At 72.2% G+C, this 13,768-nt stretch carries 16 protein-coding genes; 13 read left to right on the forward strand and 3 right to left on the reverse strand.

The genetic code is table 11. The features are described 5' to 3' along the window. Positions 1–66: 66 nt before the first annotated feature. From ald to IE267_RS28305, 8 genes are all read left to right on the forward strand, one after another. Positions 67–1,182 carry an alanine dehydrogenase gene (gene ald / locus IE267_RS28270; protein WP_167156378.1) on the forward strand — a complete coding sequence of 372 codons (1,116 nt, stop codon included), beginning with the start codon at positions 67–69 and terminating at the stop codon, positions 1,180–1,182. Between the two features lie 350 nt (positions 1,183–1,532). Further along, the gene (locus tag IE267_RS28275) at positions 1,533–2,738 is read left to right on the forward strand and encodes a ParA family protein (protein WP_167154266.1); all 1,206 of its coding nucleotides are present in this window, start codon (positions 1,533–1,535) and stop codon (positions 2,736–2,738) included. Further along, a complete protein-coding gene (locus tag IE267_RS28280; RefSeq protein WP_167154268.1) occupies positions 2,723–3,271 on the forward strand; it encodes a hypothetical protein in 549 nt (182 codons plus the stop codon). The genes IE267_RS28275 and IE267_RS28280 overlap by 16 nt, the downstream gene beginning before the upstream one ends. A 54-nt stretch (positions 3,272–3,325) precedes the next feature. After that, entirely contained in the window at positions 3,326–4,384 is a 1,059-nt protein-coding gene (locus IE267_RS28285) for a segregation and condensation protein A (RefSeq protein WP_189765180.1), read from the forward strand. Further along, on the forward strand, positions 4,381–5,013 hold the full coding sequence (scpB, locus tag IE267_RS28290) for an SMC-Scp complex subunit ScpB (RefSeq protein WP_161249820.1): 633 nt from the start codon (positions 4,381–4,383) through the stop codon (positions 5,011–5,013). Before IE267_RS28285 ends, scpB begins: the two co-directional genes overlap by 4 nt. Continuing rightward, positions 5,013–6,164, forward strand: coding sequence for a pseudouridine synthase (locus IE267_RS28295; RefSeq protein ID WP_100576946.1), 1,152 nt, complete (start codon positions 5,013–5,015; stop codon positions 6,162–6,164). The genes scpB and IE267_RS28295 overlap by 1 nt, the downstream gene beginning before the upstream one ends. 294 nt (positions 6,165–6,458) lie before the next feature. After that, on the forward strand, positions 6,459–7,238 hold the full coding sequence (locus IE267_RS28300) for an NUDIX hydrolase (RefSeq protein WP_189765181.1): 780 nt from the start codon (positions 6,459–6,461) through the stop codon (positions 7,236–7,238). After that, a complete protein-coding gene (locus tag IE267_RS28305) occupies positions 7,235–8,248 on the forward strand; it encodes an ADP-ribosylglycohydrolase family protein (RefSeq protein WP_161256296.1) in 1,014 nt (337 codons plus the stop codon). Before IE267_RS28300 ends, IE267_RS28305 begins: the two co-directional genes overlap by 4 nt. 125 nt (positions 8,249–8,373) lie before the next feature. Here IE267_RS28305 and IE267_RS28310 read toward each other — a convergent pair whose 3' ends face one another. The 3 genes from IE267_RS28310 to IE267_RS28320 form a co-directional block, all read right to left on the reverse strand. Next, positions 8,374–9,114, reverse strand: coding sequence for a nucleotidyltransferase domain-containing protein (locus IE267_RS28310; protein WP_189765182.1), 741 nt, complete (start codon positions 9,112–9,114; stop codon positions 8,374–8,376). An 18-nt stretch (positions 9,115–9,132) separates the two neighbouring features. After that, entirely contained in the window at positions 9,133–9,618 is a 486-nt protein-coding gene (locus IE267_RS28315) for a Rieske (2Fe-2S) protein (protein WP_189765183.1), read from the reverse strand. A 226-nt stretch (positions 9,619–9,844) separates the two neighbouring features. After that, positions 9,845–10,180, reverse strand: a complete 336-nt coding sequence (locus tag IE267_RS28320) for a DUF952 domain-containing protein (RefSeq protein ID WP_167154278.1) — start codon at positions 10,178–10,180, stop codon at positions 9,845–9,847. A gap of 79 nt (positions 10,181–10,259) precedes the next feature. Between IE267_RS28320 and IE267_RS28325 the strand changes: the two genes are divergently transcribed. From IE267_RS28325 to IE267_RS28345, 5 genes are all read left to right on the forward strand, one after another. After that, positions 10,260–10,748: a YidB family protein gene (locus tag IE267_RS28325; RefSeq protein ID WP_373304602.1), complete on the forward strand. Its 489-nt coding sequence runs from the start codon at positions 10,260–10,262 to the stop codon at positions 10,746–10,748. 110 nt (positions 10,749–10,858) lie between these two features. Continuing rightward, on the forward strand, positions 10,859–11,221 hold the full coding sequence (aroH, locus tag IE267_RS28330; RefSeq protein WP_189765184.1) for a chorismate mutase: 363 nt from the start codon (positions 10,859–10,861) through the stop codon (positions 11,219–11,221). After that, positions 11,218–12,303, forward strand: a complete 1,086-nt coding sequence (locus IE267_RS28335) for a prephenate dehydrogenase (RefSeq protein WP_167154284.1) — start codon at positions 11,218–11,220, stop codon at positions 12,301–12,303. Before aroH ends, IE267_RS28335 begins: the two co-directional genes overlap by 4 nt. A gap of 100 nt (positions 12,304–12,403) precedes the next feature. After that, a complete protein-coding gene (gene cmk / locus IE267_RS28340) occupies positions 12,404–13,111 on the forward strand; it encodes a (d)CMP kinase (protein WP_167154286.1) in 708 nt (235 codons plus the stop codon). Continuing rightward, the gene (locus IE267_RS28345) at positions 13,108–13,758 is read left to right on the forward strand and encodes a lysophospholipid acyltransferase family protein (RefSeq protein WP_167154290.1); all 651 of its coding nucleotides are present in this window, start codon (positions 13,108–13,110) and stop codon (positions 13,756–13,758) included. Before cmk ends, IE267_RS28345 begins: the two co-directional genes overlap by 4 nt. The last annotated feature ends 10 nt before the right edge of the window (positions 13,759–13,768 follow it).

Here is a 13,768-nt window from a genome sequence, read left to right on the forward strand (position 1 = left end):
GCCGTCGTGCTTCCGGGTATGTATGGCATTGCCCCCTTTTTCCCTGAGCCAAGGACCGTGATCGACGTGAAGGTCGGTATCCCCCGCGAGGTCAAGAACAACGAGTTCCGGGTGGCCATCACCCCCGCCGGCGTGCACGAGCTGGTGCGCCACGGCCACCAGGTCTTCGTCGAGCAGAACGCCGGCGTCGGCTCCTCGATCACGGACGCCGAGTACGTCTCCGCCGGTGCGGAGATCCTCGGCAGCGCCGACGAGGTCTGGGCCATCGCCGACCTGCTGCTCAAGGTCAAGGAGCCGATCGCGGAGGAGTACCACCGCCTCCGCAAGGACCAGACGCTCTTCACCTACCTGCACCTGGCCGCCTCCCGCGAGTGCACGGACGCCCTCCTGGAGTCCGGCACCACCGCGATCGCGTACGAGACGGTCGAGACCGCGGGCCGCCAGCTGCCGCTGCTCGCCCCGATGTCCGAGGTCGCGGGCCGGCTCGCCCCGCAGGTCGGCGCCTACCACCTGATGCGCTCGGCCGGCGGCCGCGGCGTGCTCCCCGGTGGCGTCCCCGGCACCCACGCCGGCAAGGCCGTCGTCATCGGCGGCGGCGTCTCCGGCTGGAACGCGGCGCAGATCGCGGTCGGCATGGGCTTCCACGTGACCCTGCTCGACAAGGACATCAACAAGCTCCGCGAGGCCGACAAGGTCTTCGGCACCAAGGTGCAGACGATCGTCTCCAACGCCTTCGAGCTGGAGAAGGCCGTCGTCGAGGCCGACCTCGTCATCGGCGCGGTGCTCATCCCCGGCGCCAAGGCCCCGAAGCTGGTCACCAACGAGCTCGTCGCCAAGATGAAGCCCGGAAGTGTTCTTGTCGACATTGCGATCGACCAGGGCGGCTGCTTCGAGGACTCGCGTCCGACCACCCACGCCGAGCCGACCTTCATGGTCCACAACTCGGTCTTCTACTGCGTCGCCAACATGCCGGGCGCGGTGCCGAACACCTCCACCTACGCGCTCACCAACGCCACGCTGCCCTACATCGTGTCGCTGGCGAACAACGGCTGGGCCGAGGCGCTGCGCCGCGACGCCGCCCTCGCCCTGGGCCTCAACACCCATGACGGCCAGGTCGTTTACGGCCCCGTCGCCGAGGCGCACGGCCTGGAGCAGACCGACCTGCACACGCTCATCGGCTAGTCAAAAGCCGGTTCGTCAACCCGGACCGTCAACCTCGTACATCCGGCCGGACCTTGTCGACCAAGGTCCGGCCGGATGTGTGTCGCGACACTTCCGCCCCCCTGCGCCGGGCTTGCTCAACTCGCCTCGAACGTAACCCTTTAACCGTTTCGCGCACTGGTGAAACGTGTGCCTGAGTGCCCGTACGCCCTTGACAGAGCGGTGTTCGGTTGCCGACACATCGGGCCGGGTCCGGCGGATTGTGTTGCTGCGGACCGGTGACACGCCATAGAGTCGCCAACCGTCGGCATGGTGCCACGCTGACCTATCGATAAAGTTTCCTGGTCACGTCCAAGGAGGTAAGACGACTTGTGAATGAGTCGACATTTACTCCCGGAGGTGGTCAGCCAGGATTCCCTGCGGGGACGTCCGTACGGGGCCAGAGCCCTTCGGGGCCCGAGGCTGTCGGCTCCGTCGCGGTCCGCACCTTCGAAACCACTCCGCTCCCCGCCCACGCGGGGATGGTCCCCACCCAGCACATGACGACAGCCCCACGGATGATGGACGGCCTACACGTGAACGCCACGGCCGGCAACGAGAGCGGCCGGGACACCGCCGCTCTCGCCGACTTTGACGAGGTGCCCCAGGGGCACTTCTACGACCCCGACGCCGAGTACGAGCCCGACCCCGAGTACGCGGCCACCCTCGCCCCCGACGCCGCCCGCCAGCGCCGCGAGCGGATCGGCCCGACCGGACGGCCGCTGCCGTACTTCCCGATCCCGGGTCCGCTGACCGACCACGGTCCCGCGAAGATCATCGCGATGTGCAACCAGAAGGGCGGCGTGGGCAAGACCACGTCGACCATCAACCTGGGTGCCGCGCTCGCCGAGTACGGACGGCGCGTGCTGCTCGTCGACTTCGACCCGCAGGGAGCCCTGTCGGTCGGCCTCGGTGTGAACCCGATGGAACTCGACCTCACCGTCTACAACCTGCTCATGGAGCGGGGCATGTCGGCCGACGAGGTGCTGCTCAAGACCGCGGTCCCCAACATGGACCTGCTGCCGAGCAACATCGACCTGTCCGCCGCCGAGGTGCAGTTGGTGAGCGAGGTCGCGCGCGAGTCCACGCTCCAGCGGGCGCTCAAGCCGCTGATGCAGGACTACGACTACATCGTGATCGACTGTCAGCCCTCGCTCGGCCTGCTCACCGTGAACGCCCTGACGGCGGCTCACAAGGTGATCGTGCCGCTGGAGTGCGAGTTCTTCGCGCTGCGCGGTGTCGCGCTGCTCACCGAGACGATCGAGAAGGTCCAGGAACGCCTCAACCCCGACCTGGAGTTGGACGGCATCCTCGCCACGATGTACGACTCCCGCACGGTGCACAGCCGTGAGGTCCTGGCCCGTGTGGTCGAGGCCTTCGACGACCACGTCTACCACACGGTCATCGGCCGGACCGTGCGCTTCCCGGAGACCACGGTCGCCGGCGAGCCGATCACGACGTACGCCTCCAACTCCGTCGGCGCGGCCGCCTACCGTCAGCTCGCCAGGGAGGTGCTCGCCCGGTGTCACGCCGAGTGAGTCTGCCCGGGGCCGACGAACTGTTCCGTACGACCGGGGGGATGGCGCTCTCGCCGTCCGCCCCGCGCCGGGGGACCAACGGCGAGGCCCGGGTGCCGTCCCCGGCGGGCGAGAGCGACTCCGTCGCCGCCGAGCCCGCCGAGGCGGAGCACACCGCCGCGGACGAGGACTCCGGCTCCGGCGAGCCGCGCAGCCGGGGTGCCGCGGAGGAGGCCGCCAAGGCCCGCCGGGCGACGGCCCAGGTCTCCGGCACGGGGTCCGGCTCCGGTTCCGGCACCGCGCAGCAGCGGCGCCGCCAGCGGGCCGCCAACCGGCGACCCAGCGGGCGGGAGCGGCACGACGAGAAGATCACGGTGTACGTCTCCGCCGAGGAGCTGATGGATCTGGAGCACGCGCGCCTGGTCCTGCGCGGGGAGCACGGGCTCGCGGTCGACCGCGGGCGAATCGTCCGCGAGGCGGTTGCGGTCGTCCTCGCCGACCTGGAGTCGCGGGGCGACGCGAGCATTCTCGTACGGCGTCTTCGGGGGCGGTAGCCGTTAGCCTGCGGCGGAGCCTTCTCCGCCCGCCGTTTCTCCCCTGGACCACTCTTGCCGACTGCTGACGAGCCCCCCGTTCCCGCTGCGCGTGCGGCACGCCGTGCGCTGGGGCGGGGGGCGGGGGCGCCGCCCCCAGACCCCCGCTCCTCGGACGCCGGAGGGACTCCTTTTGAGCCTGCCGGGGCTGAACCGCCCGCGGCCGAGGACGAGTTGATGCTCGCCGAAGCCGAAGCCGAAGCTCAACCGGATGCCGAAGCCGAACCGGATGGTTCCGAAGCCGGTACCGCACCCGAACCCGAAGCCGAACCCGGTGACGGGCGGTTCACCGTTCGGCTGGCCAACTTCGAAGGGCCCTTCGACCTGCTCCTCCAGCTCATCTCCAAGCACAAGATGGACGTCACCGAGGTCGCCCTCTCCAAGGTGACCGACGAGTTCATGGCGCACATCCGGGGCATGGGGCCGGACTGGGACCTGGACCAGACCACCGAGTTCCTCGTCGTCGCGGCCACCCTGCTCGACCTCAAGGCGGCCCGGCTGTTGCCCGTCGCCGAGGTGGAGGACGAGGCCGACCTCGCTCTCCTGGAGGCCCGGGACCTGCTGTTCGCGCGGCTGCTCCAGTACCGGGCGTACAAGCGGATCGCGGACATCTTCAGCGAACGGCTCGACACCGAGGCGCGCCGGTACCCGCGCACCGTCGGCCTGGAGGCGCACCTCGCCGAGCTGCTGCCCGACGTCGTCATCAGCATCGGCGCCGAGGGATTCGCGAAGCTGGCCGTCAAGGCCATGCAGCCCAGGGCCAAGCCGCAGGTGTACGTCGACCACATCCACGCCCCGCTCGTCTCGGTGCGGGAGCAGGCCGAGATCGTGGTGGCCCGGCTGCGGGAGGCGGGCGAGACCAGCTTCCGGGTGCTCGCCGAGGACGCCCCGGACACCCTCACCGTGGTGGCCCGGTTCCTGGCCCTCCTGGAGCTGTTCCGGGAGAAGGCCGTCGTCCTGGACCAGGACGAGGCGCTGGGGGAGCTGATGGTCCGCTGGAGCGGGGGCGAGGGCGACGGGGTGCCGACGGTGACCGACGAGTTCGACCGAGTCGTGACGGAGGAGAAGGCGTGAGCGAGGGCCTGCGTGAAGAGCTGGAGCTGAAACCGGCCCTGGAAGCCGTCCTCATGGTCGTCGACGAGCCCGCCACCGAGGAACACCTCGCCAAGGTCCTGGAGCGGCCCAGAAGGGCCGTGGCGGACGCCCTGCGGGAGCTTGCGGACGAGTACACCGTCCAGGGCCGCGGCTTCGAGCTGAGGCTCGTGGCGGGCGGCTGGCGTTTCTACAGCCGGGCCGCCTATGCGGACGCCGTCGAGGGCTTCGTCCTGGACGGCCAGCACGCCCGGCTCACCCAGGCGGCCCTGGAGACCCTGGCGGTGGTCGCGTACCGCCAGCCGGTGAGCCGGTCGAGGGTCTCCGCGGTGCGCGGAGTGAACTGTGACGGGGTCATGCGGACCCTGCTCCAGCGGGGTCTGGTCGACGAGGCGGGCACGGAACCCGAAACAGGTGCGATCCTGTACAGGACGACGAACTACTTTCTGGAGCGGATGGGCCTGCGCGGCCTGGACGAGCTCCCGGAGCTGGCGCCCTTCCTCCCCGAGGCGGACGCCATCGAGGCCGAGACGCTGGAGGGTGTTCCGTCGTTCGATCCGGACGCGCCTGACGCCCCGGAAACCCACGCAGACGACAAGACGGAAATGTGATGCGAAGCAGCAGCGGCAGGAACAGCAGCGGAAACAACGGCGGGAGCCGTGGTGGCAACAGCGGCGGCCGCGGCAGCAGCAGTGGTGGCGGCCGGGGCGGTTCCGGAGGTGGCCGGGACGGCCAGCGCCAGGGCGGCGGCCCGCGCCAGAGCGGCAGCGGCAAGCCGCGCCCTCTGCGCCCCGAGGAGCGCACCTACGACGTGGGCAACGACGCCCCCCGCAGCGGCCGCGGCGCCTCGGCGCGCGGCGGCGCCAAGGGCGGCCCCAAGTCGCCGCAGGGCGGCACCCCGGTGCGCCGCGGCCCGCACGGCCAGCGCCTGGGCCAGGCCCGCCCGCGCGAGCTCGACGCCAAGATCGAGCAGCGCAACCGCGACCGGTACGCGGACAAGCCGGACGTGAAGACGCCGAAGACCTTCCCGGGCGCCGAGCAGGAGGGCGAGCGGCTGCAGAAGGTCCTCGCCCGGGCCGGCATGGGTTCGCGCCGCGCCTGCGAGGAGCTGATCGAGCAGGCCCGCGTCGAGGTCAACGGCGAGATCGTGCTCGAACAGGGCAAGCGCGTCGACCCCGAGAAGGACGAGATCAAGGTGGACGGCCTGACCGTCGCCACCCAGTCGTACCTGTTCTTCGCGCTCAACAAGCCGGCCGGTGTCGTCTCCACCATGGAGGACCCGGACGGCCGCCAGTGCCTCGGTGACTACGTCACCAACCGCGAGACCCGGCTCTTCCACGTCGGCCGGCTCGACACCGAGACCGAGGGCATCATCCTGCTCACCAACCACGGCGAGCTGGCCCACCGTCTCACCCACCCCAAGTACGGCGTGAAGAAGACCTACCTGGCCGCCATCACGGGCCCGCTGCCGCGCGAGATCGGCAAGCGGCTCAAGGAGGGCATCCAGCTGGAGGACGGCTACGCGCGGGCCGACGCCTTCCGCGTCGTCCAGCAGACCGGCAAGAACTACCTCGTCGAGATCGAGCTGCACGAGGGCCGCAAGCACATCGTGCGCCGCATGATGGCCGAGGCGGGCTTCCCGGTGGAGAAGCTGGTCCGCGTCGCCTTCGGCCCGATCGGGCTCGGCGACCAGAAGTCCGGCTGGCTGCGCCGCCTCACCAACACCGAGGTCGGCATGCTGATGCGCGAGGTCGACCTCTAGGCGTCCCGCACACCCGGCGAAGAGCCCGGTTCCCCCGTCTCGCGGGGGAGCCGGGCTCTTTTCTCGTGTGCGCCCCCCGAGGCCCCGTGCGCCCCCGAAGGCCTGCGCGCCCGCCCGAACGGCCTTGTGCGCCCGGCCCGAACGCCTTTATAGTCACAGTGACCATTAAGGGGGTACGGCGATGAGCCTCACCTGGAGCCGGGCCCTCGGCCCCGCCGGGCACGGCCGGGGGACCTGGGCCCACGGGGGTGGACCAGGTCCCGGCGCCGGCCCGGCCGCGAGCGCGGGGCGACGATGACCGCGGTCGGCCCCCGGGCCCGGGAGGGGGGAGCCCGGGGGCCCCGGGGCACGGCCCCGCAGGGGTACGACCCGCACGCCTTCGAACCGTTCGCGGTCACCGTCGACCTCGCGGTCTTCACCGTGCGCGAGGGTGTCCTGCACGCCCTGCTCATCCGGCGCGGCCAGGAGCCGTATGCGGGGGCGTGGGCGCTGCCCGGCGGATTCGTGCTGCCGCGCGAGTCCACCGAGCTCGCGGCCCGGCGCGAACTGGCCGAGGAGACCGGCCTGCCCGACGACCTGGTGGCCGGTCTGCACCTGGAACAGCTGCGCACCTACAGCGAGCCGGACCGCGACCCCAGGATGCGGGTTGTGTCGGTGGCGTACACCGCGCTCGTGCCCGACCTGCCCGAACCGCACGGCGGCGGCGACGCGGCGCATGCCGAGTGGGTCGCCCTCGGCGGCTGCGGGCAACTCGCCTTCGACCACGCCGAGATCCTCGCCGACGCCCGTGAACGCATCGGCGCCAAGCTCGAATACACCTGCCTGGCCACGTCGTTCTGCCCGCCCGAGTTCACCCTCGGCGAGCTCCAGCAGGTGTACGAGACGGTCTGGGGCACCGTCCTCGACCGCCCCAACTTCCGCCGCAAGGTGCTTGCCACGCCCGGCTTCGTCGAGCAAGTGGCAGGCGCCTCACGGCTGACCGGTGGCCGGGGCAAGCCGGCCGCGCTCCACCGGGCGGGTCCGGCCACCGCGCTGCACCCGCCCCTTCTGCGCCCGGAGGGACGACAGACATGAACCGCGCTGCCAAGCAGACGGCGACCGGCGCCTTGATCGGCCTCGCACTGGGGGACGCGCTCGGCTTCCCCACCGAGTTCAACGACGTGCCGGCGATCCTCACCAAGTGCGGACCCTGGCGCGAGATGGCGCTGCCTACCCCGGCCGTCGTCACCGACGACACCCAGATGACGCTCGCGCTCGGCCGGGGCATCCGCACCGCGATGGACCGCGGGCTGCTCGGCCCCGAGCGGCTCGAAGGTCCGGTCCGTGCCGAGTTCATCGACTGGTACCACTCGCCCGAGAACAACCGGGCACCCGGCCGGACCTGCCTGGTCGCCTGCGCGCAGCTGGACAGCGGGCTGCCCTGGCAGCAGGCCAGCCAGCACGGCTCCAAGGGCTGCGGCGCCAACATGCGGGTCGCGCCCGTGGGCCTGGTGCCGGGCCTGAGCGAGGAACAGCGGGCGGGCGCCGCCCAGTTGCAGTCCGCGCTCACCCACGGCCACCCCACCGCGCTCGCCGCGTCCGACCTCACCGCACGTGCGGTGTTCCTGCTCGCCCAGGGTGCCGACCCGACGGGCCTGGTCGGTCAGCTGCGCTCGTACGCGTACGAGAACCGCACCCGCTACCACGACCGCTGGCTCGGCGACCTGTGGGCGCACTCGCACGACCCGACGCCCGGCCACTTCATCGCGCGCGGCTGGGACGAGTGCCTGGACGTCCTCGACCGGGTGCTCAAGGCGCTGCGCGACCCCTCGCCCGAGACCGACCCGTGCCTGGAGACCGGCGACGGCTGGATCGCCGAAGAGGCCTTCGCCACCGCCCTGTTGTGCTTCCTGCTCTTCCCCGACGAGCCGCTCACAGCGCTGCGCCGCGCCGCCTGCACCCAGGGCGACTCGGACTCCATAGCCTGCCTGGCCGGGGCGTTCGCGGGTGCCCATCTGGGGGCCGCCGCCTGGCCGAAGGAGTGGGCCGAGCGCATCGAGTACCGCAGCGAACTCCTGACCCTGGGGGCGCTCTGGGACGCTTGAGTCATGATCGACCTCCACGCCGCCGGCCTGCGCAGCGGGCGGGCGCGGGCGGGCCGGGGCGGGAGCGAGTGGCCGGGGACGTCGGGGCGCCGCGGGCGGTCCCGTACGTGGTGCGGGCCGCCTCGCTACTGCCCGAGGCCGCCGCCGGGCACGACGCGCTGCACGACTTCGTCGTACGCGTCCGCCTTCAGGGCTGACGCGCGGCGCACCCGGTACAGGAAGTCGGCGACCCGGGCCCGGTCGGGCTCGGACGGCAGGGGAGAGGCGGACGCCGCCTCGTCGGACTCGGCGGCGAGGCGGGCCATCCACGACTCCACCTCCGGCCAGGAGACCTCGCCGCGCTTGACCGCGAGCAGCGGCTCGCGCTCGGCGCCCACGTCGATGCTGAGCACCCCCGTGCGCAGCAGATCGCGGCAGCTCATCAGCAGCCGCAGCAGATGCATGGCGTGCTTCCAGCGGGGCGCGCCGTGCTGTCGTACGTCGGCGTCGAGCTTCTTGCGCTGGCCGAGCGCGTAGCGCGCGAAGGTCCCGTGGGCCCGGCGCGAGAGGAACGCCCCACGCAGGGACAGGAGTTCACGCCCGGTGTCGTCGAGCTGCTCGACCAGCGGGGAGTGCAGGCACTCCAGGATGTTCGGATTGGCGCGCAGGGCCAGTTCGCAAAAGCGCTCCAGCTCCCAGCTGAACTGTTCGTCGGCCGGGCCCTCGATGTGGGTCGGGGGCTTCTCGAAGCGCCAGAACAGCTGGGTCGGTGCGAGGTAGATCCCGCGCACGTCGGTGTCGCTGCCTTCGGTCGCGAGGCCGAAGGCGCGCGAGCCCATGACACAGGAGTACACGGTGTGGTCTGCGATCAACTCCTCGGGCATCATGGCGGTCAGTGTGGCCGGTCAGGGCAGCAGGATCGAATCCTTATCCACGGTGATCCGCCGGGCGGGCAGCGGACGCGTGGCCGGGCCGTTGGCCACCGAGGCGTCCGCGATCCGGTACTTGCTGCCGTGGCAGGGGCAGTCGATGGTGCCGTCCGCGACGGTGGAGACCGTGCAGCCCTGGTGGGTGCAGATCGCCGAGAAGCCCTTGAAGGTGCCGGCCGTGGGCTGGGTGACGACGACCTTCTGCTCCGCGAAGATCTTGCCGCCGCCGACGGGGATGTCCGAAACCTTGGCGAGAACCTGCCCGGCCTGCGCGGGCGGGCTCGACTCGCCGGAGGCCGCGGGCGGGCTCGACGCACTGGGGGTGGCGGACGCGCTGCCGCTCGGCGCGCCGGGCGTGGGGGTCGAACTCCCGGCGCTGTCACCGGAGTTGGAGCAACCGGCGAGGGCCGCCGCCCCTGCTGCCGCCACGAGTACCGTCCTGCGGCTGTTGACTGCGTCCACCGTGTGCTCCTCATGAAGTCGTGGTCACGCCGGGCGCGTAACCGGCACGCCGCACGTGAAGCCGTCGGACCGGGCGCCCGGGCGACGCACGCGGCCAGGAGCATCCTGGCGCCGAAGGGGCCCGGGGCGAAGCACCGACGGGTCGCATGTCCCCCGTGCCGACCACGCCCGCGGCGCGTCGGGTTCGAGGGACGTCACACCCGGGGTGTGCCGGGTCCGAGGTGCGTCACGCCCGGGGCGCGAGGCCCAGCGCACGCCCCTCGGCATCCCGGCGCACTTCCAGGACCGCCGTCACGGCCGCCCGCTCGACGGGCCCGTACACATGGGGGAACAGCACGTCCCCCGAGCCCTCCCAGCGGACCTCGGCGGCCAGCGCCGACTCCTCGATGCACAGCACCACGAGGGGACCCGGCACATCGCGGTAGCGGGCGTCGGCGACGGCCAGGGCCGAGGTCTCGTCGGCCGAGCAGTGCACGAAACCCTCGGCGGCGAGCGAGGGCGGGCGGTAAAGCCGGTCGGGCCGGGCCGACCACTCGACCAGGGGAACCACATGCAGGATCATCCGTCGGTTCTACCCCGGACCCGGCCCGGGCGCTCCCGGCGGGGGCGGTTCGCCCAGGTGGCGCAGGCGCCCCGCTTGGGTGAGATTGGCCCTGTTCTCCTGCGTACCCCCCCATCCGAAAGGCACGACAATGGCGGGAAATGACCTGGGCAGCCTTCTGGGCGGCCTCCTCGGCGGCAGCGGCAGCGGAGCCTCGGGCTCCGGCGGCGCCGGGAACATCCTCGGCGCGCTGCTCGGCGCTCTCGGCGGCAGCGGCGGCGGCCAGAGCAACGGCGGCAATCCGCTCGGCGGCCTCATGGACATGCTCACCAAGTCCGGGCTGGTCGACCAGGCCCAGTCCTGGGTCGGCAACGGCGACAACCAGCCGGTGAGCGGCGCCCAGATCGCCGACGCGCTGCCGAACGACGCGCTCCAGCAGGCCGCCCAGCAGGCCGGCGTCTCCCCCGAGGAGGCCGCGAACCAGATCGCGCAGCACCTGCCGCAGGCCGTCGACAAACTGACCCCGGGCGGGCAGCTGCCGCAGGCGGGCACCTCGCTGGAGGACCTGATCAAGCAGCAGAACCTGTAACGAGCACCCCATCCGGCGGCCGTCCTCGTCCGGAGGGCGGCCGCCGCGTACGTCCTCCGGCGGCGCTGACTACGCTGAACGGGAACGAAGACCGAGGCTAGGAGCACGTCGTGGCGGTACGAGCGGTCCGGGGGGCAGTCCAGCTGGAACGGGACGAGGCCGGACACATGGACGAGCAGGTCGGCGCACTGCTCACCGAGGTCCTGGAGCGCAACGGCCTGACCCCGGACGACCTCATTAGCATCTGGTTCACCGCCACCCCCGATCTGCACAGCGACTTCCCGGCCGCCGCCGCGCGCGGCCTCGGCATCACCGACGTGCCGCTGATCTGCGCCCAGGAGCTCGACATAGCGGGCGCGATGCCCCGCGTGGTGCGGATCCTCGCGCACGTCGAGACCTATCTCGACCGCTCCGAGATCGCCCACGTCTACCTCGGCTCCGCCGCCGCCCTGCGCAAGGACATCGCCCAGTGAGAACCGCCCTCGTCATCGGTACCGGACTCATCGGCACCTCCGTCGCCCTGGCCCTCGCCGGCCGCGGCGTCACCGTCCACCTCGTCGACCACGACCCGGACCAGGCCCGCACCGCCTCGGCCCTCGGAGCCGGCACGGACGAGGCGCCCGAGGGGCGCGTCGACCTCGCCGTCATCGCCGTGCCGCCCGCGCACGTGGCCGCGACCCTGGCCGAGGCGATCCGGGGCGGGATCGCCCGCGCCTGCATCGACGTCGCCAGCGTCAAGGGCGGCCCGCGCCGCGAGCTGCTCGCGCTCGGCTGCGACCTGAGCTCCTACATCGGTACGCACCCCATGGCGGGCAAGGAGCGCTCCGGCCCGCTCGCGGCCACCGCCGACCTCTTCGAGGGACGGCCCTGGGTGCTCACGCCGACCCGGGACACCGACACCGAGGTGCTCAACCTGGCGCTCGAACTGGTCGCGCTGTGCCGTGCCGTGCCGGTCGTCATGGACGCCGACGCCCACGACCGGGCCGTCGCGCTCGTCTCGCACACCCCGCAGCTGGTCTCCTCCATGGTCGCCGCCCGGCTCGAAGAGGCCGACGAGACGGCGGTACGGCTGTGCGGGCAGGGCATCCGGGACGTCACCCGCATCGCGGCCTCCGACCCCCGGATGTGGGTGGAGATCCTCTCCGCCAACCCGGGCCCGGTCGCCGACGTCCTGTCCGGGATCGCCGCCGACCTCGACGAGACCGTGCGGGCCCTGCGCTCCCTGGAGTCCGCCGACGAGGACAAGCGGCGCGGCGGCGCGGCCGGCATCGAGGACGTGCTGCGGCGCGGCAACGCGGGCCGGGTCCGGGTCCCCGGCAAGCACGGGGCGGCGCCCGCCACGTACGAGATCGTCGCCGTGCTCCTCAGCGACGAGCCGGGCGGCCTCGCGCGGCTGTTCGCGGACGCGGGGCGGGCCGGGGTCAACATCGAGGACGTCCGCATCGAGCACGCCACCGGCCAGCAGGCGGGCCTGGTCCAGCTGATGGTCGAGCCGGCCGCGGCCCCGGGGCTGACCGCGGCACTGCGGGAGCGGGGCTGGTCCATCCGGCAGTGACGCGGTCGTCCCGACCGGGCGGGACGGGGGGCTCGCACGAGCCAGTAACCTTGTGGGGGGCGGATTTGCGCCCCGAGCATCCCCGCCCCGTACCAGGAAGGTGTCCGTCACCGTGGAAACCGCCGCCCGGACCGCCCCGGCAGCAGTGATTGTCGCCATCGACGGCCCCTCCGGCACCGGCAAGTCCAGCACCTCCAGGGCCGTCGCCGCCAAGCTCGGCCTGAGCTACCTGGACACCGGCGCCCAGTACCGGGCGATCACCTGGTGGATGATCAGCAACGGGATCGACATCGGCGACCCGGCGGAGATCGCCGTCGCGGCGGCCAAGCCCGTGATCGTCTCCGGCACCGACCCGTCGGCGCCGACCATCACGGTCGACGGCGAGGACGCCTCGGGGCCGATCCGCACCCAGGACGTCACCTCCAAGGTCAGCGCGGTCAGCGCCGTGCCCGAGGTGCGGGCCCTGATCACCCAGCTCCAGCGCGACATCGCGGCGGCCGCCGGTCAGGGCATCGTGGTCGAGGGCCGTGACATCGGCACCACCGTGCTGCCCGACGCCGACCTCAAGGTGTTCCTCACCGCGTCCCCCGAGGCGCGGGCGGCCCGCCGCAGCGGCGAGCTCAAGGGCTCCGACGTGGCAGCCACCAGGGAAGCCCTGATCAAGCGGGACGCGGCGGACTCCGGTCGCAAGACCTCCCCGCTGGCCAAGGCGGACGACGCGGTCGAGGTGGACACCACCGAGCTCACCCTGGACCAGGTCATCGAGTGCGTGGTCACCCTCATCGAGGAGAAGCGGGCCGCCAAGTGACAGCAGTTCCTGTCTCCGAGCGGGGCGCGGAGATCGGGCGCCGCATCGGTGTCGGCCTGATGTACGGCCTGTGGCGGCCGCGCGTGCTGGGCTCCTGGCGGGTTCCGTCGGCCGGCCCGGTGATCCTCGCCGTGAACCACTCGCACAACATCGACGGTCCCATGGTCATGGGCACCGCCCCGCGCGGCACCCACTTCCTGATCAAGAAGGAAGCCTTCGTCGGGCCGCTCGGCCCGTTCCTCGAAGGCATCGGCCAGCTCAAGGTGGACCGGGCGGTCGCCGACCGCACCGCGATCACCGACGCGCTCGCCGTGCTCGACGGCGGCGGCGTCCTCGGGATCTTCCCCGAGGGCACCCGGGGCGACGGCGACTTCGCCTCGCTGCGGGCGGGCCTCGCCTACTTCGCCGTACGGTCGGGGGCGCCGATCGTGCCGGTGGCGGTCCTGGGAAGCACCGAGCGCCGCGGCCGGTTGATAAAGGCGCTGCCGCCGCTGCGCAGCCGGGTCGACGTCGTGTTCGGCGACCCCTTCGAAGCGGGCGACGGCAGCGGCAGACGCACCCGCAAAGCCCTGGACGAGGCCACCGTCCGCATCCAGGACCGGCTCACCGGCCACCTGGAGACCGCCAGGCGCCTGACCGGGCGCTAGGCCAGACTTT

The organism is Streptomyces xanthochromogenes (genome assembly GCF_014650455.1).
Classification (GTDB): Bacteria; Actinomycetota; Actinomycetes; order Streptomycetales; family Streptomycetaceae; genus Streptomyces; species Streptomyces xanthochromogenes.